Source organism: Actinoplanes siamensis, from assembly GCF_016862395.1.
Classification (GTDB): Bacteria; Actinomycetota; Actinomycetes; order Mycobacteriales; family Micromonosporaceae; genus Actinoplanes; species Actinoplanes siamensis.
The window spans coordinates 342102-359708 of sequence record NZ_BOMW01000006.1 but is presented as its reverse complement, the minus strand read 5'-3'; the positions used below and the strand labels follow the sequence as shown (position 1 = coordinate 359708).

The following is a 17607-nucleotide window of genomic DNA, read 5'->3' as shown; positions in this document are numbered from 1 at the left end:
CGTGTGGCGGCGGCACCGTGCCGACCAGCTCCCCGACGACCTCACCCACGTCGTCGCCGACCGGCAGCCCGACCGGTTCGCCCACGTCGTCGCCGACCACGCAGCCGACCGGCACCGGCTCGCTGCCCAAGCACTTCCTCACCGGGTACTGGCAGAACTTCGTGAACGGCGCGACGCCGCTCAAGCTGGCCGCGGTCCCCGCGACATACGACCTGGTCGCTGTCGCCTTCGCGGACGCCACCGCGACCCCGGGCGCGGTCTCCTTCACCCTCGACCCCGGCCTGGCGAGCGCGGTCGGCGGTTACACCGACGCGCAGTTCAAGGCGGACATCGCCACGCTGCACTCGCGCGGCAAAAAGGTGATCATCTCGGTCGGCGGGGAGAAGGGCACGGTGAGCGTCTCCAGCGCCACCGCGGCCACCAACTTCGCCAACTCGGTGTACTCGCTGATCCAGACGTACGGCTTCGACGGCGTCGACATCGACCTGGAGAACGGGCTCGACCCGACCTACATGGCGAGCGCGCTGCGCACGCTGCGGAGCAAGGCCGGCGCGAACCTGATCATCACGATGGCGCCGCAGACCATCGACATGCAGAGCACCGGGTCGTCGTACTTCGCGCTGGCTCTGTCGATCAAGGACATCCTGACCGTCGTCCACACGCAGTTCTACAACTCCGGCGCGATGCTCGGCTGCGACCAGATGAACGCGTACAGCCAGGGCACCGAGAACTTCCTGACCGCGCTGGCCTGCATCCAGACCCAGAACGGCCTGCGGCCGGACCAGGTCTCGCTCGGACTGCCGGCCAGCACGCTGGCGGCCGGCGGCGGATACGTCGCCCCGTCGGTGGTCAACGCCGCCCTGGACTGCCTGGCCCGCGGCGCCAACTGCGGCACGTTCAAGCCGCCGGCCACCTACCCGGGCATCCGCGGCGCGATGACCTGGTCCATCAACTGGGACGTCAGCAACGGCAGCAACTGGGCCAACACCATCGACCCGCACCTGGCCACCCTCCCCTGATCCCCTCCCACCTCTCGGAGATCCCCGTGAAACTCAGCAGGAAGATCGCCCTCGTCTCGGCGGTCCTCGCGTCCGGCGCCACCGCGGCCGTGCTCCCGATGACCTTCGCCAGCGCGGCGGCGGCCTGTGCCCCGGCCTGGTCGGCGAGCGCCGCCTACGTCAAGGACAACGTCGCCTCGCAGAGCGGCCACAACTACACGGCGAAGTGGTGGACCCAGAACGAGTCGCCGGCCACCCACAGTGGTCAGTGGGACGTCTGGATCGACAACGGCGCCTGCGGTGGCGGCACCACGCCGCCCACCACCACCCCGCCCACCGGGCCCACCACCCAGCCGCCGGCCAGCGGCACCAAGATGGCCTCGGCGCCGTACGTCTACCCGGGCTGGGGCAACCCGCCGGCGCCCGCCACGGTCGTCAACGCCACCGGCATCAAGTCCTTCACCATGGCGTTCGTGCTGGCCAGTGGCGGCTGCAACCCGGTGTGGGACGGTGAGTCCGGCCTGACCGGCGGCGTGCACGCCAACTACATCAGCCAGATCAAGGCGGCCGGCGCGGACGTCGTCCCGTCGATCGGCGGCTGGAGCGGCAACAAGCTCGGCCCGAACTGCGCCACGGCCGACGCGCTCGCCGGCGCGTACCAGAAGGTGATCAACGCCTTCGGCCTGAAGGCGATCGACATCGACATCGAGAACACCGACGAGTTCGAGAACACCGCGGTCCAGGACCGGATCCTGGGCGCCCTGAAGATCATCAAGGCGAACAACCCGTCGGTGAAGACGATCGTCACCTTCGGCACCACGCCGACCGGCCCGAGCTACTACGGCACCCGGCTGGTGCAGCAGGCCAAGGCGCTGGGCGCGAACATCGACATCTTCACCCAGATGCCGTTCGACTTCGGCGGCGGCTCGGACATGTACGCCTCCACCGTCGGCGCCACCGAGGGCCTGAAGAACCTGGTGAAGACCACCTTCGGCTACACCGACGCGCAGGCGTACTCGCACGTCGGCATCTCCGGCATGAACGGTCTCTCCGACCAGCAGGAGGTCACCTCGGTCGACACCTGGACCCGGATCCGGGACTACGCCAAGAGCAAGGGCCTGTCCCGCTTCACCTTCTGGGCGGTCAACCGGGACCGTGGCTGCGCCGGCGGCGGCGTGGTCTCCGACTGCTCCGGCATCGCGCAGTCCGACTGGGCTTTCACCAAGGTCAGCGCGGGCTTCTGACCTGATCCCCGGTGCGCGGTCGCTCGTCCGTCGAGCGGCCGCGCGCCTTTTTCACCACCCACCAGGCGATGGCCACCGCGAAGAACGCCCAGATGCCGTAGTCGAACCAGTGGCTGTACTTCTCCACGTCCTGCCAGCGTGAGCCGAGCGCGTACCCGGCGCCCACGAAGATCGCGTTCCAGGCGCCGCTGCCGATCGTGGTGAACAGGGCGAACTGGCCCAGGTTCATCCGGTTGGCGCCGGCCGGGATCGAGACCAGGCTCCGTACCACCGGCGCACACCGCCCGAACAGCACGGCCGCCTTCTCGTGCCGCTCGAACCAGCGATCCGCCTTGTCCAGGTCCGCCGCGTCGACCAGGGGGATCCGGTCCAGCCAGCGGCGCAGCCGATCCTCGCCGAGGCCACGCCCGAGCCAGTAGAGCAGCAGCGCCCCGAGCAGCGCGCCCAGTGTCGCGGCGGCCCAGACCGGGACGAGGCCGACCCGGCCCTCACCGGCCAGATAGCCGGCCATGGAGAGCACGATCTCGCTGGGGATCGGGGGGACCAGGTTCTCCAGCGCGACGAGCAGGCCGACACCGGTTTCGCCGAGCGCGTCGATGACCGAGGCCACCCAGCCGGCCAGCCCACTCAGTTCTGCCATCCACCTGTCGTACCCGGTGGATCCGTCGGCAACCACTTCCGGATATACCGATGAGCGGCTCCTGCCATGACTGACGTGCCCCTGCGGGAGCCCACGTTCCTGGTGCCACCGCATGACCGAAGATCCGCTACCGGCGCCTGCTCGCGCTCTGTCCGGGTGACTTCCGCCGGGAGTACGGGGAGGAGATGCTCGGCGTGCTGATGAGCGACCCGCGTCCCGGCCCGGCCCAGGTGTTCGACGTGCTCCGGCACGCCGTGGCCGCCCGGCTGCGGCGGTGATGCCCGGCCGGTGACGTCTACTGGTCACGCTCCGCCCGGGTGGTGCACCTGTTCGGCGCGATGCTGCTGGCGACCGCGCTGCGCCGGGTGGCCGGCACCGGTTCGAGCGGTCCCGGCGTCCGGTTTCGGGGTCGGCCGGCGCGGACAAGTAGAGGCGCATGAGTGACCGGTGGTACCAGCAGGCGGTGGTCTACTGCCTGGACATCGACACCTTCGCCGACTCGAACGGAGACGGCTGCGGCGACATCCCCGGACTGATCGGCCGCCTCGACTACCTGGCCCGCCTCGGCGTGACCTGCATCTGGCTGAATCCGATCCACCCCTCGCCGGACCGCGACGACGGTTACGACGTGGCCGACTTCTACAACGTCGACCCGCGGTTCGGCACCCTCGGCGACTTCGCCGAGCTGCTGCACCAGGCCGGCAACCGGGGCATCAAGGTGATCATCGACCTGGTGGTCAACCACACGTCCGACAAGCACCCGTGGTTCGTATCCGCCCGGTCGTCGCCCGACTCGCCGTACCGCGACTGGTATGTCTGGAGCGAGACCGAGCCGGCGGACCGCAAGCAGGGCATGGTCTTCCCCGGCGAGCAGAGCGAGACCTGGTCGTACGACCGGACCGCCAAACTCTGGTACTACCACCGGTTCTACAAGTTCCAGCCGGACCTCGACATCAGGAATCCCGAGGTCCGTGCGGAGATCAAGAAGATCTGCGCGTTCTGGCTGCAGCTCGGGGTCGCCGGATTCCGGATGGACGCGGTGCCGTTCATCATCGAGGAGACCGACCCGGGCAACCCGGACTCACCGAAGGACTTCGACTTCCTCACCGAACTGCGCCAGCACGTGCAGTGGCGCAGGAGCGACGCGGTGCTGCTGGCCGAGGCCAATGTGGAGCCCACGCAGCTGGTGACGTACTTCGGGGACGAGGGCGGGTCGGGCAACCGGATCCACATGCTCTTCGACTTCCTGCTCAACGCCAGGATGGTGCTGGCGCTGGCCCGCGAGGACCCGGAGCCGATCATCGACGCGCTGCGGGACACGCCGAAGCTGCCGGCCGGCGGACAGTGGGCCACGTTCCTGCGCAACCACGACGAGATCGACCTGTCCCGGCTCACCGCCGAGCAGCGCGCGGACGTCTTCGCGAAGTTCGGCCCCGACCCGCAGATGCAGCTCTACGGCCGGGGCATCCGCCGCCGGCTGGCCCCGATGCTGGGCAACGACAGGCGCCGGCTGGAGCTGGCGTACGCGTTGCAGTTCAGCCTGCGCGGCACCCCGGTGCTGCGCTACGGCGAGGAGATCGGCATGGGCGACGACCTCGCGCTGGAGGGCCGGGACGCGATCCGTACCCCGATGCAGTGGTCCGGCCTGCCCAACGCCGGCTTCTCCACCGCCGCGCCGGATCAGCTGGTCCGGCCGGTGGTGCGGGACGGCGACTTCGGGTACGACAAGGTCAACGTGACCCGGCAGCGCCACGACGCGTCGTCGCTGCTCTCCTGGTTCGAGCGGATGATCCGGACGCTGCGCGAGGCCCCGGAGGTCGGCACCGGCTCGTGCTCGCACGTCGACGTGCCGGCCCCGCGCGGACTGCTCGTGCACCGGGCCGACGACGACACCGGCACCATGCTCTTCCTGCACAATCTCGGGCCGCGGGAGGTGACCGCCGACCTGAGCTCCATCGGGGCCGAGGCGGAGCTGCCCAACGACGTGCTGGCCGATCAGGAGTACCCGGAACCGGGCAAGCTCGCCGATCTTCCGGTGGCCGGTTACGGATACCGCTGGATCCGCATGCGCAGAACCGCCTGATCCGGATTAGCATCACCGGTCAGGAGCAGCGAAGATCACAACCGGAGGCCGCAGTGTCGCAGTCCGCATCGTCGAGGGTCGCCATCGTCACCGGGGCCGCACGCGGCATCGGTGAGGCCGTCGCGCTCAAGCTCGCCGCCGACGGGTTGTCCGTCGCGGTCGTCGATCTCGACGAGGGCGCCTGCGCCAACACGGTCACGGCGATCCACGACGCCGGCGGCACCGCGGCCGCGATCGGCGCCGACGTGTCGGATCCGGCCCAGGTGACCGCCGCTGTGGAGCGGGTGGTGGCCGAGCTCGGCCCGCCCACCGTGCTGGTCAACAACGCCGGGGTGCTGCGGGACAATCTGCTGTTCAAGATGAGCGAGGACGACTGGGACACCGTGATGGCGGTGCACCTGCGCGGCGCCTTCCTGTTCAGCCGGGCGGTGCAGAAGCACATGGTGGACGCCAAGTTCGGCCGGATCGTCAGCCTGTCGAGCACGTCGGCGCTGGGCAATCGCGGTCAGGCGAACTACGCGGCGGCCAAGGCCGGGATCCAGGGCTTCACCAAGACGCTGGCGATCGAGCTGGGTAAGTTCGGCATCACCGCGAACGCGGTGGCGCCCGGTTTCATCGTCACCGACATGACCCGGGCCACCGCGGCGCGGGTCGGTGTGGACTTCGCCGACTTCGAGAAGGCGGCGGTCGCGCAGATTCCGGTGGCCCGCGCGGGCCGTCCGGAGGATGTGGCGAACACCGTCTCGTTCCTCGCGAGCGAGGGCGCCGGGTTTGTGTCCGGCCAGGTGATTTATGTGGCCGGTGGGCCCAGAGACTGACGCTGACAACTTGCTGAGAACGGCTACAAAGAAGTGATGAACCGACGCATGAGCTCCCGCAGCGTGTCGTTGACCAGCACGTTTTTGCTGCTCGCGGCGGGCGGTACAGCGGCGTGCAGCAGTAACAAATATCACGACGAGGGTTTCTACTGCGCCGACGAGAACGGCGTGATCGTCGACGAGGATTTCTGTGATGACCACAACGGCGCCTATCACGGTGGCGGGGGGTATTACATCTACCACTCACCGAACTACCGCTCCGGTTACCGGGTCGGCCAGAAACTGCCGTCCGGTGGCAGCCGGTTCGCGTACAACGACTCCGCCGCACGCAGTTCCTACGGGCTGCCCTCGACCGGGCGGGTCGGCAACGGGACGGTCAAGACCGGTGTGGTCGGCAAGGGCGGGAGCGGCGGTCACGGCTCCTCGGGTCACGGATCGTCGGGTGGCTGAGTAGATGCGCCGCGTTCCGCACGGGCCGGTCCGCGAGGGTTGGCGACTGACCAATTTCAGTCTCGGGCTGACGTACAACGACGATGTGCTGCCGGACGGGTCGATGTACTCGTACTGGCAGGAGGGGCCGTACTACGACTTCACCGCCGCCGAGATCGAAGAGCTGGAGACCGCCACGGCGACGCTCTACGACATGTGCCTCGAGGCCGGGGACTGGATGGTGGAGCAGTGCCCACGGCGTACCGCCGAAGGTCGCCGGAAGGGTTTCTTCGCCTCGATCTGCACGCCGGAGGCGTGTTTCCTGAGCCGCATCGGCATCCCGGAGTACACCCACGAGCAGATCATCCGGACCTGGTTCGACGGCGACGCGGAGACGTGGACGCACCACGACAAGGACCCGGACATGCGCACGCCGATGCAGACGCCGGACTTCTCGCCGACCGTCTACGGCCGCTTCGACCTGTGGTACAACGGCACCGGCAGCACGCCCAGGCTGCTCGAGTTCAACGCGCAGACGCCGACGTCGCTGGTCGAGGCCGCGGTGATCCAGTGGCACTGGATGGACCAGACCGGCGTCAGCAGCCACCCCTGGCGGCAGTGGAACTCGATCCACGACCGGCTGGTCGGCTGGGAGGCCGCCGACGGCGAGCCGGCCAACCCGGGCGCCTGGCGGCGCAACATCGCCAAGCTGCGCGAGGCCCGTCCCTGGCTCCCGGAGAAACCCAAGATCTTCTTCGCGTACGAGACGTCGGACACCTCCGGTGAGGACCGGATGAACGTGGCCTACCTGATGTCCACGGCCGAGGAGGCGGGCTTCCCGGTCGAGCTGATCGCGATGAGCCAGATCGGCTGGGACGTGGCCGGTGACCGGGTGGTGTTCGTGCCGGCGCCCGGCCGGGAGAACGAGGCGCAGCCGATCGACGTGATCTTCATGCTGTACCCGTGGGAGTGGTTCTGGCACGAGGAGGGCGGCAAGGCGTTCTTCCGCAACATGGCCGACCCGTCGAAGCGTGGCACGGTGTGGATCGAGCCGCCCTACAAGGCCGCGCTGCTCGGCAACAAGGCGCTGCTGCCGGTGCTGTGGAAACTGTTCGGTTCGGATCCGGAGCGCGGGAAGTACCTGCTGCCGTCGTACTTCGCGGAGTCCTCCAAGGCGGCCGGGCTGACGTCGTACGCGAAGAAACCCCTCTGGGGCCGGGAGGGCGGATCGGTCACGCTGGTCCGCGACGGGGCCCCGATCACCGACAACCCCTCGGAGTACGGGTCAGACGGGCGCTACGTCGTGCAGGAGCTCTGCGAACTGCCGTCCTTCGACGGTCTGGAGGGCACGGTGCACCCGGTGATCGGCTCCTGGCTGATCGACGGTGAACCAGCCGGCATGGGCATCCGCGAAGGAATCGGCGTAGACGGCCTGGTAACCAAAGACAACTGCAACTTCCTGCCCCATGCTGTGTCCGATGGCGTCGCCTCCGGCTCGCAGGCATAACGCCCTTCGAGGCGTTATGCCTGCTGGTCGCGGTTGCGGCTGGGGCGCTGATATCGGATCCACCAGAGGCCGATGAACGGGAGGATCAGGGGGACGTAGCCGTAGCCGCTGCCGTAGCGGGACCAGACCGTGTCGTCCGGGAAGGCCACCTTGTCGGCGATGCTCAGGGTGCCGACGACCAGCACGCCGAGCAGCTCGATGCTGCAGCTGACCAGGGCGATCAGACGTCCCCGCGGGCCTCCGACGGCCAGGCCGACGGTGGCGGCGAGGTAGATCACGCCGGCCAGGGCGGAGAGCAGGTAGGCCAGCGGGGCCTCGGAGAAGCGCGTGCTGATCTGGACCAGGGCGCGGGCGCTCGCGGAGAGCGCGAACGTGCCGTAGACCAGCAGCAGCACCCGGCCGAGGCCGGTGCCGAGCGCCGCGTCGCGCGGCCGGGTGGAGGTGCTCATGAGATCACCGACGCGATCTGCTGCAGGCGCAGCACCAGGACGGGCAGGACGACGGCGCCGACGCCGAGGATGAGCGATCCCCAGCGGGTCGGCTCCAGGCGGGCCAGCCAGATGGCGGCCGGGGCGAAGCAGACAGTGGTGACCAGGTAGCCGCCGAAGGTGGCGGTGTCCGACGGGCGGGTGCCGTCGAAGAGCCCGATCACAGCGACCACGACCAGGACCGTGACCAGCGCGCTGAGCCCGGCCATGGCCAGTAGATCCAGGCGGCTGGGCGCGCGGTCCAACGCGCTGCGCAGGAAGTACCACGCGGCCAGGACGAGCGCGACGACGATCGTCGCCACCGAGAGGGGACCGTTCACCCGGCACAGGTTACTGACGTGGCTCTGGGCTGGTAACTTCCGCCCCGGAGATCCTTTTCAGTGAGGTGGGCGAATCGTGCGGTTCGGATTGTTCGGTACGGGACCCTGGGCGCACATGGTGCACGCCGAGGCACTCGCCCGGCACCCCGGCGTCGAGCTGGCCGGCGTCTGGGGACGCGACCCGGCAAAGGCGGCGGAGCTGGCCGGCAAGCACGGCGCCCGGGCCTACGGCGACGCCGACGAGCTGATCGCCGAGGTGGACGCGGTGGCGATCGCCCTGCCGCCGGACGTCCAGGCGCCGATCGCGATCCGCGCGGCCCGCGCTGGGCGGCACCTCCTGCTCGACAAGCCGGTCTCCCTGCGTACCGAGGAAGCGTCCGCATTGGCCTCGGCCGTCGCCGACCGTGACCTGGCGTCGGTGGTCTTCTTCACCAGGCGCTTCGTGCCGGAGACCGAGCGGTTCGTCGCGGAGGCGGTGGAGACCGGCGGCTGGACCGAGGCCCGGGTCGACCACCTGGGCTCGATCTTCACGCCGGACAACCCGTTCGGCGCCTCGCCGTGGCGGCGCGAGCGCGGCGGTCTCTGGGACGTCGGCCCGCACGCGCTCTCCCTGGTGCTGCCGATCCTCGGCCCGGTGACCGAGGTGACCGGCCTGACCGGCGCGCGGGATCTGACCGCGGTGCTGCTGCGCCACGAGAACGGCGCGATCAGCCGGCTCACTCTTTCGGTGGACGCCCCGGAGGCAACTGTCCGACAGGCGACCGAGTTCGCCGGCGAGGCCGGGGTCCGCAGCGTGCCGGCCGTCGACTTCTCCCCGGTCGACTGCTTCCGGGTCGCGCTCGACCAACTGCTGGCCGCCGCCGCGGGCGGGCCGAAGCCGGCCTGCGACGTCGATTTCGGCGCGCGCGTGACGGCGGTGCTCGCGGCGGCCGCGCAGTCGATCGCGCAGGGCCGGACGGTCCGGCTCGACTGAGCCGGCCGTCCTCGCATCGTCCCAGCTAGGGGACGGTGCGCTCGATCGCCGCGGCGCCGTCGCGCTCCAGTTCGGCGCGCGCCCGGGCGATGTTCTCCGGCGTCGGGTCCTTGCCCTGGGCGACCGCCAGGTCCTCGGGATCCCAGGGTTGCTCGGCGCCGGTGCGCCAGACCGGTGGAGCGGTCTCCGCCGATGCTGCCCTGATCTTGTTCATGGTGCCCCCTCCATGTGATCGGCCAGGTTGTTCCGGTATCCGATTTCTCATTCTGTACGCCGGGTAGGGGCAAGGGGGCCCGAACTGAGCGCTAACTGGACAGAACCTGCGCGTTACGGATGGACGCAAAGTAGCGAGCCGAATACATTTTCGCCTGTCATGCACGCCCGGGACGGACTGTCCCGACACCGGGCCCGCGGGCCCGCGGGACGCCGCCGGCGCGCGTGAGGTGAGGGGACAGATCTGCATGACCGACTGCACCGAGCGGCGGCCCGCCGCACCGACGAACGGCAATGCAGGCGACGGCCGGGAGGGAACGGCGAAGGCGGGCGCGGCATGACCGGCCTCTGGGACGCCGAGCGGGACGCCGGCGAGGTGGCACGGGCGCTCACCGGCCTGGCCGCCCTGCTCGGGCGCGACCCGGCCAGCCCACCGCCGGACGCCGACACGCTGCGGATCATGCGACAGCTGCTGGAGAGCGGCTCGTCCTCGGCTGCCCGGGTGCAGGGCTACCTGCGGGAGCAGCGGGGCGCGGGGGACGGGGACGCGGTGGTGGTCGCGCCGGTGTTGGCCCCGTGGCGGGAGTGGGTGCCACCCCGCGGCCACCTCCTCGGCGCGCACCGGCAGCCCGGAGCGCGTGGCGCCCGGCGCATCAACGAGGTGCCCCAGCCGCGCCGGTGCGATCCCGGGGAGTAGAGCTCAGGCCCGCCGGCGCAGTGTCTCGGACGGTGACACCCCGAACCGCGCACGGTATGCCGAGGCGAACCGTCCCAGGTGCGCGAAACCCCACCGGTTCGCGATCGAGGCCACGGTGACCGCCGCCGGGTCCGCCCCGCGCAGCGCCGCGTGCGCCCGGTCCAGCCGGGTCCGCTGCAGATAGGCCATCGGCGTGCACCCGAGATGCCGCCGGAACCCCTCCTGCAGCGATCGCACGCTCATCCGCGCTATCCCGGCCAGCGCGGCGACCGTGAACGGCCGCTCCGGCTCGTCGTTTATCGCGTCCAGCACCCGCCGGATCGACCGGGGCGGGCCGGCGGTGCCCGGTGCCGCCAGCTCCTCGTGGTAGCGGTGCGGCACGCTCAGCAGCAGCCCGCTCAGCACGCTGCTGCGCAGGTGCTCGGCGACCTGCGGCTGGAAGATGAGGCTGGTCCCGTGCTCCAGCTCCTCGTGCAGCAGCCGGATCAGCCGGCTCCAGCTGTGCGCCGGCCCGCCGGTGAGGTTGAACGCGGCCGGCAGGTCGATGGGCCCCTCGACCGGGCGACCGAGGAGCGTGGCCAGCTCGCTCTCCAGCGCCCACCGCTCGATGCGCACGTCGATCTCCGCGGACGGCGCCTCCGGCCGCAGGTAGACCGGCTCGCCGGGGCGGAAGGTCAGCGCGGTGGCCGGCCCGGCGGTGACCTCACGGCCGTGGTGCCGGGCCAGCACGCGGCCCGTTACCGGGAGCGTGACGTGGTACGCGTCGGCGGCCGCGGCGATCAGCGTCACGCCTCCGGCGAACGTGAGATGACCGATGGTGAGCGGTCCGAGTTGGATCACTTCCATCTCGATCTTCACGTCGCCGCCGGGTGTTTCCCCGAGCGACAGCGGGTGGTAAAAACGATTCAGAAGGTCACAGGCCTCGTTGGCGCCGACGCTGCCGTAATGGATGACGCCCGGGGTCCTCAGCGGACGGGTGGTCGCGAGCGCGGCGTCACGCATGCGGTCCGTTGCTCCATCGCATACGGTGAGTATTCGGGCAGATTCAGTGGACAGTCAACGTGGTCGCCACGCAGTGACCGTTCCAACACATTCCGGCCAGATGAACTACTCTGGCGTTCCGCGCCTACGTGGCGTAACTTGCAGACCAGCGGATTGTTGTAGGAACACGGGCTCGGCGCGGCGTCTCCCAGCGAACGCCGCGGGTGTATGACCTTTTCTCCGGTTGTCGCACCGTGTCCCGCGGAAAGTCGGTGTCGGACCTTCCGACGCCAGAAGAGAGGGCAGCTGTGTATCTGCCGATCACGACCCGCCAGCTGGCCGACGGCACCGTCGAGATCGCCCCGAACGGCGAGATCGATCTGGACAACGCGCACGTCATGCGGGACGCCGTCAACGACGTCCTGACCACCATGACACCCAGCAAGATTTGTCTCGATCTGCAGCGCGTCATGCTGATCGACAGCATCGGGATCGGCATCCTGGTGGCCTGCTTCCACACCGCCGCTGCCAGCGGCATCAAACTCGTGGTCAGCCACCCCAGTGCCACGGTCTACCGGCAACTCTGGGTTTCCGGCCTGGTGGGCCTGCTCGGCTGTGCCGAGCCACCCTCGCCGCGCACGTCGGTGGGCTTGCGGCCCTCCTGATACGTCCGCGCGCTTTCCACGGCCGTTTCACCCCCTCGGGGGTCGACGTCCGACCGATTCCGACATGAGAACGGCGCTGCCCTCTCCCCGCCCGGGAAGAGGGCAGCGCCGTTGCGTCACGCGGCCGTCCCCCCACCTGGGAAGAGAACGGTGCCGTCGCGTCAAGCGGCCTTGTGCCGGCCCCGGGCCGCAGCACGCAGCACGCTTCTGGCTGGCGCTCCTGGGTGTCGCAACGGCCCGGAGGCACCCATGAGCGCCAGCCAGGGCCGGGGCCCTCGGCTACGACGTGCACCTGCCGCGGCGTGGTCCGGCCCGGCTGGGGGGCCGGTGGACCGGGCGCGGGGTCCTGGTGGCGCCGCGGGCTGGGACGCGCGGAGCGGGCCCGCGGGCCGAGACGCCTGGGCGGGGTCAGTGGAGGGCGGCGGTGGCCTTCTCCTGCGCGGCGCGCTCGTCGCCGGAGAGGGTGGAGAGCGGCTTCTCCTTGATGAACAGCACCGCGAGCACCGTCAGGAACGCGATCGGCGCACCGATCATGAACAGGTGGGCGGTGGCCGTACCGTAGATGTCCTTGAAGATCGCCTGGACCTCGGGCGGCAGCGAGGCCAGATCCGGCACCTTCGCCGCGCCGCCGCCGGAGCCGGCCGCGGCGCCGAACTTCTCGGCGGCCAGCGACGTGACCTTGGCGGAGAGCACCGCGCCGAGCGCGCTGACCCCGATCGAGCCGCCCATGCTGCGGAAGAAGGTGAGCGCCGAGGTGGTGGCGCCCAGTTCCGCCGCGGGCACGTCGTTCTGCGCGGCCAGCACCAGGTTCTGCATCAGCATGCCGACGCCGATGCCGAGCACGGCCATGTAGAGCGAGATCAGCGGCACCGACGTGTCCGCGCCGATGGTGCTCAGCAGCAGCATCCCGCCGGTCATCACGATCGCGCCGGCGACCAGGTAGATCTTCCACCGGCCGAATTTGGTGATCAGCTGGCCGGCGACCGTGGAGGAGACCAGCAGCCCGAAGATCATCGGCAGGCTCATCAGGCCGGCCACGGTCGGCGACTTGCCCAGCGAGATCTGGAAGTACTGCGACAGGAACACCGTCCCGCCGAACATGGCGACGCCGACCAGCATGCTCGCGACGATGGTCAGGCTGACCGTGCGGTGCCGGAAGATGCCCAGCGGGACGATCGGCTCGGCGGCCCGCGACTCCACCCAGATCGCCAGCGCCAGCAGCAGCACGCCGCCGGCGACGAACGCGGCGGTCTGCGCCGAGGCCCAGTCGAAGTGCGAGCCCGCCAGCGTGGACCAGATCAGCAGGGTGCTCACGCCGCCCGTGATCAGCAGCGCGCCCAGCCAGTCGATCTTCACCTCGCGGCGGGTGGCCGGCAGGTGCAGGGTCTTCTGCAGCAGGATGATCGCGGCCAGCGAGAACGGCACGCCGATCAGGAAGCACCAGCGCCAGCCCAGCCAGGAGGTGTCCACCAGGACGCCGCCGATCAGCGGGCCGGCGATGGTGGCGACGCCGAAGACCGCGCCGAACATGCCGGAGTACCGGCCCAGCTCGCGCGGCGGGATCATGGCGGCCATCACGATCATCGCGAGGGCCGACATGCCGCCCGCGCCGACGCCCTGTGCGATCCGGCTGACCAGCAGGATCTCCACGTTCGGGGCCAGGCCGGCGATCAGCGAGCCGAGCACGAACAGGCCGAGCGAGAGCTGGATCAGCAGCTTCTTGCTGTACAGGTCGGCCATCTTGCCCCAGAGCGGGACGGTGGCGGTCATCGCGAGCAGTTCGGTCGTGACGATCCAGGTGTAGACGGACTGACTGCCGCCCAGCTCGGCGATGATCTTCGGCAGCGCGTTGGCGACCACGGTGGACGCCAGGATGCTGACGAACATGCCCAGCATCAGGCCGGACAGCGCCTGGACGACCTCGCGGTGGGTCATCCGGCCGTCGGCTTCGGCGGTGTCTTCGGGGACGGGGGTGGCGGTCATCGGTTCCTCGTTGTCGGGTCCCGCTGGTCGTCAGGAGTGCCTCCCGGGTCCGGAGACACTCCTGACGGCCAGCCGGTGACGGGATCTGGCAGGCCGGCGGCGAGCATGCCGAGGGCCTCGTGCACGTGCTCGGCGAGCGACGTTCCTTCCAAAACCTGGTCTTGTACGTCGGCAGCCCACCGCATCAGCGCCACCCGCAGGACCGCGCCCGTGACCGCGGCGAGCACCGGCGGATAGGGGTGGCCGGCGGCCAGCCGGAGGCGCTCGGCGATGGCGGCGGTCATCTCCTGCTCGGCGGTGGCGGCGCCGGCGGCCAGCCGGGGCAGCAGCTGTGGGTTGTTCATCATCACCCGGAGCCGGAGCAGCCACAGCTCCCGGTCGTCCTGGATCTGCCGGACCGCCGGGGCGAGCGCGGCCTCCACCGCGGCCAGCGCCGGGCCGGGCGGCGCGGCGAGCAGCAGCTCGCGCGGGTCGGCGCAGCCCTCCAGGGGATCGCCGACGAGGGCGTCCTCCTTGGTGGCGAAGTAGTTGAAGAACGTCCGCGGGGAGACGCCTGCGGCCTCGCTGATCTCGTCGACCGTGACGCGATCGGCGCCGCGCTCGTCGGTGAGCCGGAGCGCGGCGCGGATCAGGGCGCGGCGGGTCTGCTGCCGCTTGTGGTCCCGGTTCATGCCGGGCACGCTACGGCAAACTTTGCAGAGACTGCAAAGTTTTTAAGGGCCCGGCTCGGGAACGCCCACGTCGTAGAGATGGAGTACGAGCTGGGGCGCCCGCCGCGCGGGCCGCCGGCCGCGATCCGCGCGTGGCGCCGGGAGAACCGGCTGTCAGTCGTTGAGCTGGGTGTGCTGGATCTCGGTCAGGGCGGCGGTCAGCCGGCTCCGCAGGTCGCGGCCGGCCAGCAGGTCGGTGAGCAACAGCGCGGCGCTGCGGGCCAGGGCGTCCGGCGGCGGCGCGGGGGCGCCGTCCTCGTCGAGGACGCCCAGGGCGCCGGCGAGAAGCCAGAGGACGACCTGCGGGTCCGCTTGCGGGTGCGCCCGGACGCAGGAGGACAGGGCGTCGCGTACGTCGTCGGCGGCGAGCCCGTCCGGATGGTTCTCCTCCAGCAGCAGCCGCACGGTCGTCCCGAGGATCAGCCCGGTGTGCGCCGGATCCAGGGCGGCCAGTTCGCCGGCGGTCCGGGCCAGCGCTTCGTCGTCGCCCGCCCGGACGGCGTCGACGGCCGTGGTGACGGCCGCCGCGACGGGGCGGGCCGGGGGCGGCAGGTGGCGCCAGTTCTCGGTCACCCGGCGACCCTACCGGCGGTCACGCCGGGCAACGACGGAAGGCGGCGGCTCCGGGATCGTGCCACCGTAGGGGCCGTGCCGGCCGGGCGCCTGATCGTCGAAATGCGACGCGTGAGGAGCGATAATGACGAATCTCGATGCGGTTGCCGCTTGGGTGCGGAATTACCGACGGGCTTGGGAGACGAATGATCCGGACGACATCCGCGGGCTGTTCGCGGAGGACGCGGCGTATTTCACCGCACCGTACGCGCGACCCTGGATCGGCCGTGAGGCAATCGTCATGGGCTGGCTCGCCCGCAAGGACGAACCGGGCAGCACGACGTTCACCTGGCAGCCGCTGATCGTCACCGAGGAACTCGCGGTGATCGAGGGGCGCACCGTCTACCCCGGCCGGGAGTTCCGCAACCTGTGGGTGCTGCGGCTGGACCAGACCGGGCAGGCGCGCCAGTTCACCGAATGGTGGATGGAGGTGCCGCGACCGGCGGCGTGAGCCGGGACGCGGTGGTGGCGGGCGGCTCGGGCCGGGTTCGCTCGCCCGTCCGGCACACCCGGACAGGTGAATTTCCGCCACCGGTCCGCCGGCCGGGTGCGGGTCGAGCCGGGCCGCGCGCTCCCGGCCCCGCCCGCCGGCGCCGGGCGGGGCCGGCTCGGGAGAAGCGTCCACGGGCCGACGGTGCGCGCCCGTTCCCTCCGGGAGCCGACGATTTCCCCCCGTCGCGGAATGTGAAAGACGAATGGCATTCACGGGACCGCCGACGTGCGAATCGGCGCGCATTTCGGCAAACTGCCACGAGTGAACGAGGGAAGCAAACTCGGAGGACGCTACCGCCTGCTCAGCGAACTGGGCCGCGGCGGCATGGCGGCGGTCTGGCGGGCCACCGACGAGGTGCTGAACCGGCCGGTGGCGGTGAAGGTGCTGGCCGGGCGATACGCCGGCGACGAGCGCTTCCGCTCGCGGATCCTGCACGAGGCCCGCGCGGCGGCGACCCTTTCGCATCCGAACATCGCCCAGATCTACGACTTCGGGGAGTCGGACGAGGACGGGACTCTGGTCCCGTACGTCGTCATGGAATTGATCAACGGACCCACCCTGCAGCAGCGCATCATGGAGGCCCCGATGCCGCCCCGGCGGGTCTTCCGGATCTGCGGCGAGGTGGCGGCGGCGCTCGCCGCGGCGCACGAGGACGGCCTGGTGCACCGCGACATCAAGATGGCAAACGTGATGGTCACCCCGGCCGGCGCGAAGGTGGTGGACTTCGGGATCGCCGCGGCGGCCGGCCCGGCCGAGCCGGAGGAGGGGTTGCTCGGGACACCGGCGTACCTGGCCCCGGAACGGCTCACCGGGGGGACCGTCGAGCCGGCCTCGGACGTGTACGCGCTGGGAGTCCTGCTGTACCGGCTGCTCGCCGACGAGTCGCCGTGGACCGTGGAGACCACCACGCAGATGCTCAGCGCGCACATGTACTCGGAGCCGGCGCCGTTGCCGGAGCTGCCGGGGGTGCCGCCCGCCGTGGCCGACCTGGTCGACAGGTGCCTGGCCAAGGATCCGGGGGACCGGCCGGCCGCGGCGGAGGTGTCCGCGATCCTGGGCGACGCCGCGGAGGCCGCCTCGATGCGCCCCGCGGCGCCCCCGTCACCGCCGCCGATGTCGCTGTCGACGTTCCTGGACGAGGAGACCCAGGTGATCGCCGTCAACCGTCCCCCCGTGCCGGGCGGCCGGCGCAAGCGGTTGGCGGCCGGCGGCGGCCTGATGGCTCTGCTCGTCGTGATCGCCGGGATCTGGGCCACCCGGAAGGATGAACCGGAGTCCGGACCGCTGACCGCCGATCCGCCGGCCAGTGCGGCTGTCGTCCAGCCCGGCGGCACCAGGCGGGCGGCCGGCGCGTCGCCCACCCCGTCGCAGACCCGGCTCTCCCGGCGCCCGTCGGCGGTGGCCAGCGAGAGCCCGTCGACCGCGGCCGTGGCATCGGTGGTGACGCCTGCTTCGTCCGGGGCGCCGGAGCCGAGCGCGGACGTCGTCGAGTCGCCCACGCCGGAGGCTCCGGAGGGCACCCGGCTGGAGTCGACGGGCGGAGCGGTGTACGCGATCTGCGTCTCCGGGAGCGCCCAGTTGATCGGCTGGGAGCCGGCCGAGGGTTACGAGGTGGAGCGGGTGGACCCGGGGCCGGGTCTGACCGCGTCGGCGGTCTTCGCGAGCGGCCTGAGCCGGTACCGGATGTCGGTCACCTGCTTCGGCGACCAGCCCTCGGCGGTCGTGCTGCCCCTCTGACCCCCCGGCCGCCGAG

19 protein-coding genes are annotated in these 17607 nt (G+C 70.8%); 11 read left to right on the top strand and 8 right to left on the bottom strand.

Annotated elements, in window-relative coordinates; translation table 11 throughout:
- Together Asi03nite_RS03395 and Asi03nite_RS03390 are read left to right on the top strand one after the other, a co-directional pair.
- Positions 1-1019: chitinase (locus Asi03nite_RS03395; protein ID WP_203676871.1), on the top strand; the 1019-nt coding region annotated here is incomplete at its 5' end.
- 26 nt (positions 1020-1045) lie between these two features.
- On the top strand, positions 1046-2242 hold the full coding sequence (locus Asi03nite_RS03390; RefSeq protein WP_203676870.1) for a glycosyl hydrolase family 18 protein: 1197 nt from the start codon (positions 1046-1048) through the stop codon (positions 2240-2242).
- Here the strand turns inward: Asi03nite_RS03390 and Asi03nite_RS03385 are convergent.
- The gene (locus Asi03nite_RS03385) at positions 2226-2882 is read right to left on the bottom strand and encodes a DedA family protein (protein WP_203676869.1); all 657 of its coding nucleotides are present in this window, start codon (positions 2880-2882) and stop codon (positions 2226-2228) included. The two genes, Asi03nite_RS03390 and Asi03nite_RS03385, sit on opposite strands and share 17 nt — an antisense overlap.
- Positions 2883-3318: 436 nt before the next feature.
- Between Asi03nite_RS03385 and Asi03nite_RS03380 the strand changes: the two genes are divergently transcribed.
- From Asi03nite_RS03380 to Asi03nite_RS03365, 4 genes are read left to right on the top strand one after another with little or no spacing between them, the layout of a single operon-like run.
- Positions 3319-4965 carry an alpha-amylase family protein gene (locus Asi03nite_RS03380; protein WP_203676868.1) on the top strand — a complete coding sequence of 549 codons (1647 nt, stop codon included), beginning with the start codon at positions 3319-3321 and terminating at the stop codon, positions 4963-4965.
- A 53-nt stretch (positions 4966-5018) separates the two neighbouring features.
- Positions 5019-5783: a 3-oxoacyl-ACP reductase FabG gene (gene fabG / locus Asi03nite_RS03375; RefSeq protein ID WP_203676867.1), complete on the top strand. Its 765-nt coding sequence runs from the start codon at positions 5019-5021 to the stop codon at positions 5781-5783.
- A 36-nt stretch (positions 5784-5819) separates the two neighbouring features.
- Positions 5820-6233 (top strand): hypothetical protein, encoded by a 414-nt coding sequence (locus Asi03nite_RS03370; protein WP_239102334.1) that lies wholly within the window; start codon positions 5820-5822, stop codon positions 6231-6233.
- A 4-nt stretch (positions 6234-6237) separates the two neighbouring features.
- Positions 6238-7719 (top strand): glutathionylspermidine synthase family protein, encoded by a 1482-nt coding sequence (locus Asi03nite_RS03365; protein ID WP_203676866.1) that lies wholly within the window; start codon positions 6238-6240, stop codon positions 7717-7719.
- A gap of 14 nt (positions 7720-7733) precedes the next feature.
- Here Asi03nite_RS03365 and Asi03nite_RS03360 read toward each other — a convergent pair whose 3' ends face one another.
- Both Asi03nite_RS03360 and Asi03nite_RS03355 read right to left on the bottom strand, forming a co-directional pair.
- Positions 7734-8168, bottom strand: coding sequence for a hypothetical protein (locus Asi03nite_RS03360; RefSeq protein WP_203676865.1), 435 nt, complete (start codon positions 8166-8168; stop codon positions 7734-7736).
- The gene (locus tag Asi03nite_RS03355) at positions 8165-8527 is read right to left on the bottom strand and encodes a hypothetical protein (RefSeq protein ID WP_203676864.1); all 363 of its coding nucleotides are present in this window, start codon (positions 8525-8527) and stop codon (positions 8165-8167) included. Before Asi03nite_RS03355 ends, Asi03nite_RS03360 begins: the two co-directional genes overlap by 4 nt.
- Before the next feature lie 76 nt (positions 8528-8603).
- Here Asi03nite_RS03355 and Asi03nite_RS03350 point away from each other — a divergent pair, with 76 nt between their 5' ends.
- The gene (locus Asi03nite_RS03350; RefSeq protein WP_203676863.1) at positions 8604-9500 is read left to right on the top strand and encodes a Gfo/Idh/MocA family protein; all 897 of its coding nucleotides are present in this window, start codon (positions 8604-8606) and stop codon (positions 9498-9500) included.
- Between the two features lie 25 nt (positions 9501-9525).
- On the opposite strand, the gene Asi03nite_RS03345 is transcribed toward Asi03nite_RS03350, so the two are convergent.
- A complete protein-coding gene (locus Asi03nite_RS03345) occupies positions 9526-9714 on the bottom strand; it encodes a hypothetical protein (RefSeq protein WP_203676862.1) in 189 nt (62 codons plus the stop codon).
- A 336-nt stretch (positions 9715-10050) separates the two neighbouring features.
- Here Asi03nite_RS03345 and Asi03nite_RS03340 point away from each other — a divergent pair, with 336 nt between their 5' ends.
- Entirely contained in the window at positions 10051-10410 is a 360-nt protein-coding gene (locus tag Asi03nite_RS03340; protein ID WP_203676861.1) for a hypothetical protein, read from the top strand.
- Positions 10411-10413: 3 nt separating this feature from the next.
- Here the strand turns inward: Asi03nite_RS03340 and Asi03nite_RS03335 are convergent, their stop codons facing one another.
- Positions 10414-11412: an AraC family transcriptional regulator gene (locus Asi03nite_RS03335; RefSeq protein WP_203676860.1), complete on the bottom strand. Its 999-nt coding sequence runs from the start codon at positions 11410-11412 to the stop codon at positions 10414-10416.
- A 287-nt stretch (positions 11413-11699) separates the two neighbouring features.
- Here Asi03nite_RS03335 and Asi03nite_RS03330 point away from each other — a divergent pair, with 287 nt between their 5' ends.
- A complete protein-coding gene (locus Asi03nite_RS03330) occupies positions 11700-12056 on the top strand; it encodes an STAS domain-containing protein (RefSeq protein WP_203676859.1) in 357 nt (118 codons plus the stop codon).
- A gap of 408 nt (positions 12057-12464) precedes the next feature.
- Here Asi03nite_RS03330 and Asi03nite_RS03325 read toward each other — a convergent pair whose 3' ends face one another.
- The 3 genes from Asi03nite_RS03325 to Asi03nite_RS03315 form a co-directional block, all read right to left on the bottom strand.
- Positions 12465-14039, bottom strand: a complete 1575-nt coding sequence (locus tag Asi03nite_RS03325; protein WP_203676858.1) for an MDR family MFS transporter — start codon at positions 14037-14039, stop codon at positions 12465-12467.
- Positions 14036-14710: a TetR/AcrR family transcriptional regulator gene (locus tag Asi03nite_RS03320; protein WP_203676857.1), complete on the bottom strand. Its 675-nt coding sequence runs from the start codon at positions 14708-14710 to the stop codon at positions 14036-14038. The genes Asi03nite_RS03325 and Asi03nite_RS03320 overlap by 4 nt, the downstream gene beginning before the upstream one ends.
- 153 nt (positions 14711-14863) lie before the next feature.
- Positions 14864-15322, bottom strand: a complete 459-nt coding sequence (locus Asi03nite_RS03315; protein ID WP_203676856.1) for a hypothetical protein — start codon at positions 15320-15322, stop codon at positions 14864-14866.
- Between the two features lie 124 nt (positions 15323-15446).
- Here Asi03nite_RS03315 and Asi03nite_RS03310 point away from each other — a divergent pair, with 124 nt between their 5' ends.
- Together Asi03nite_RS03310 and Asi03nite_RS03305 are read left to right on the top strand one after the other, a co-directional pair.
- Positions 15447-15812: a nuclear transport factor 2 family protein gene (locus Asi03nite_RS03310; protein ID WP_203676855.1), complete on the top strand. Its 366-nt coding sequence runs from the start codon at positions 15447-15449 to the stop codon at positions 15810-15812.
- Between the two features lie 303 nt (positions 15813-16115).
- Positions 16116-17591, top strand: a complete 1476-nt coding sequence (locus Asi03nite_RS03305; protein WP_203676854.1) for a serine/threonine-protein kinase — start codon at positions 16116-16118, stop codon at positions 17589-17591.
- Positions 17592-17607: the final 16 nt, after the last annotated feature.

Excerpts from the sequence above, each read along its gene's own strand:
- Asi03nite_RS03385 (WP_203676869.1), bottom strand. The coding sequence starts at position 2,882 with ATGGCAGAACTGAGTGGGCTGGCCGGCTGGGTGGCCTCGGTCATCGAC.
- Asi03nite_RS03380 (WP_203676868.1), top strand. The coding sequence starts at position 3,319 with ATGAGTGACCGGTGGTACCAGCAGGCGGTGGTCTACTGCCTGGACATC.
- Asi03nite_RS03370 (WP_239102334.1), top strand. The coding sequence starts at position 5,820 with ATGAACCGACGCATGAGCTCCCGCAGCGTGTCGTTGACCAGCACGTTT.
- Asi03nite_RS03365 (WP_203676866.1), top strand. The coding sequence starts at position 6,238 with ATGCGCCGCGTTCCGCACGGGCCGGTCCGCGAGGGTTGGCGACTGACC.
- Asi03nite_RS03360 (WP_203676865.1), bottom strand. The coding sequence starts at position 8,168 with ATGAGCACCTCCACCCGGCCGCGCGACGCGGCGCTCGGCACCGGCCTC.
- Asi03nite_RS03345 (WP_203676862.1), bottom strand. The coding sequence starts at position 9,714 with ATGAACAAGATCAGGGCAGCATCGGCGGAGACCGCTCCACCGGTCTGG.
- Asi03nite_RS03340 (WP_203676861.1), top strand. The coding sequence starts at position 10,051 with ATGACCGGCCTCTGGGACGCCGAGCGGGACGCCGGCGAGGTGGCACGG.
- Asi03nite_RS03335 (WP_203676860.1), bottom strand. The coding sequence starts at position 11,412 with ATGCGTGACGCCGCGCTCGCGACCACCCGTCCGCTGAGGACCCCGGGC.
- Asi03nite_RS03325 (WP_203676858.1), bottom strand. The coding sequence starts at position 14,039 with ATGACCGCCACCCCCGTCCCCGAAGACACCGCCGAAGCCGACGGCCGG.
- Asi03nite_RS03320 (WP_203676857.1), bottom strand. The coding sequence starts at position 14,710 with ATGAACCGGGACCACAAGCGGCAGCAGACCCGCCGCGCCCTGATCCGC.
- Asi03nite_RS03310 (WP_203676855.1), top strand. The coding sequence starts at position 15,447 with ATGACGAATCTCGATGCGGTTGCCGCTTGGGTGCGGAATTACCGACGG.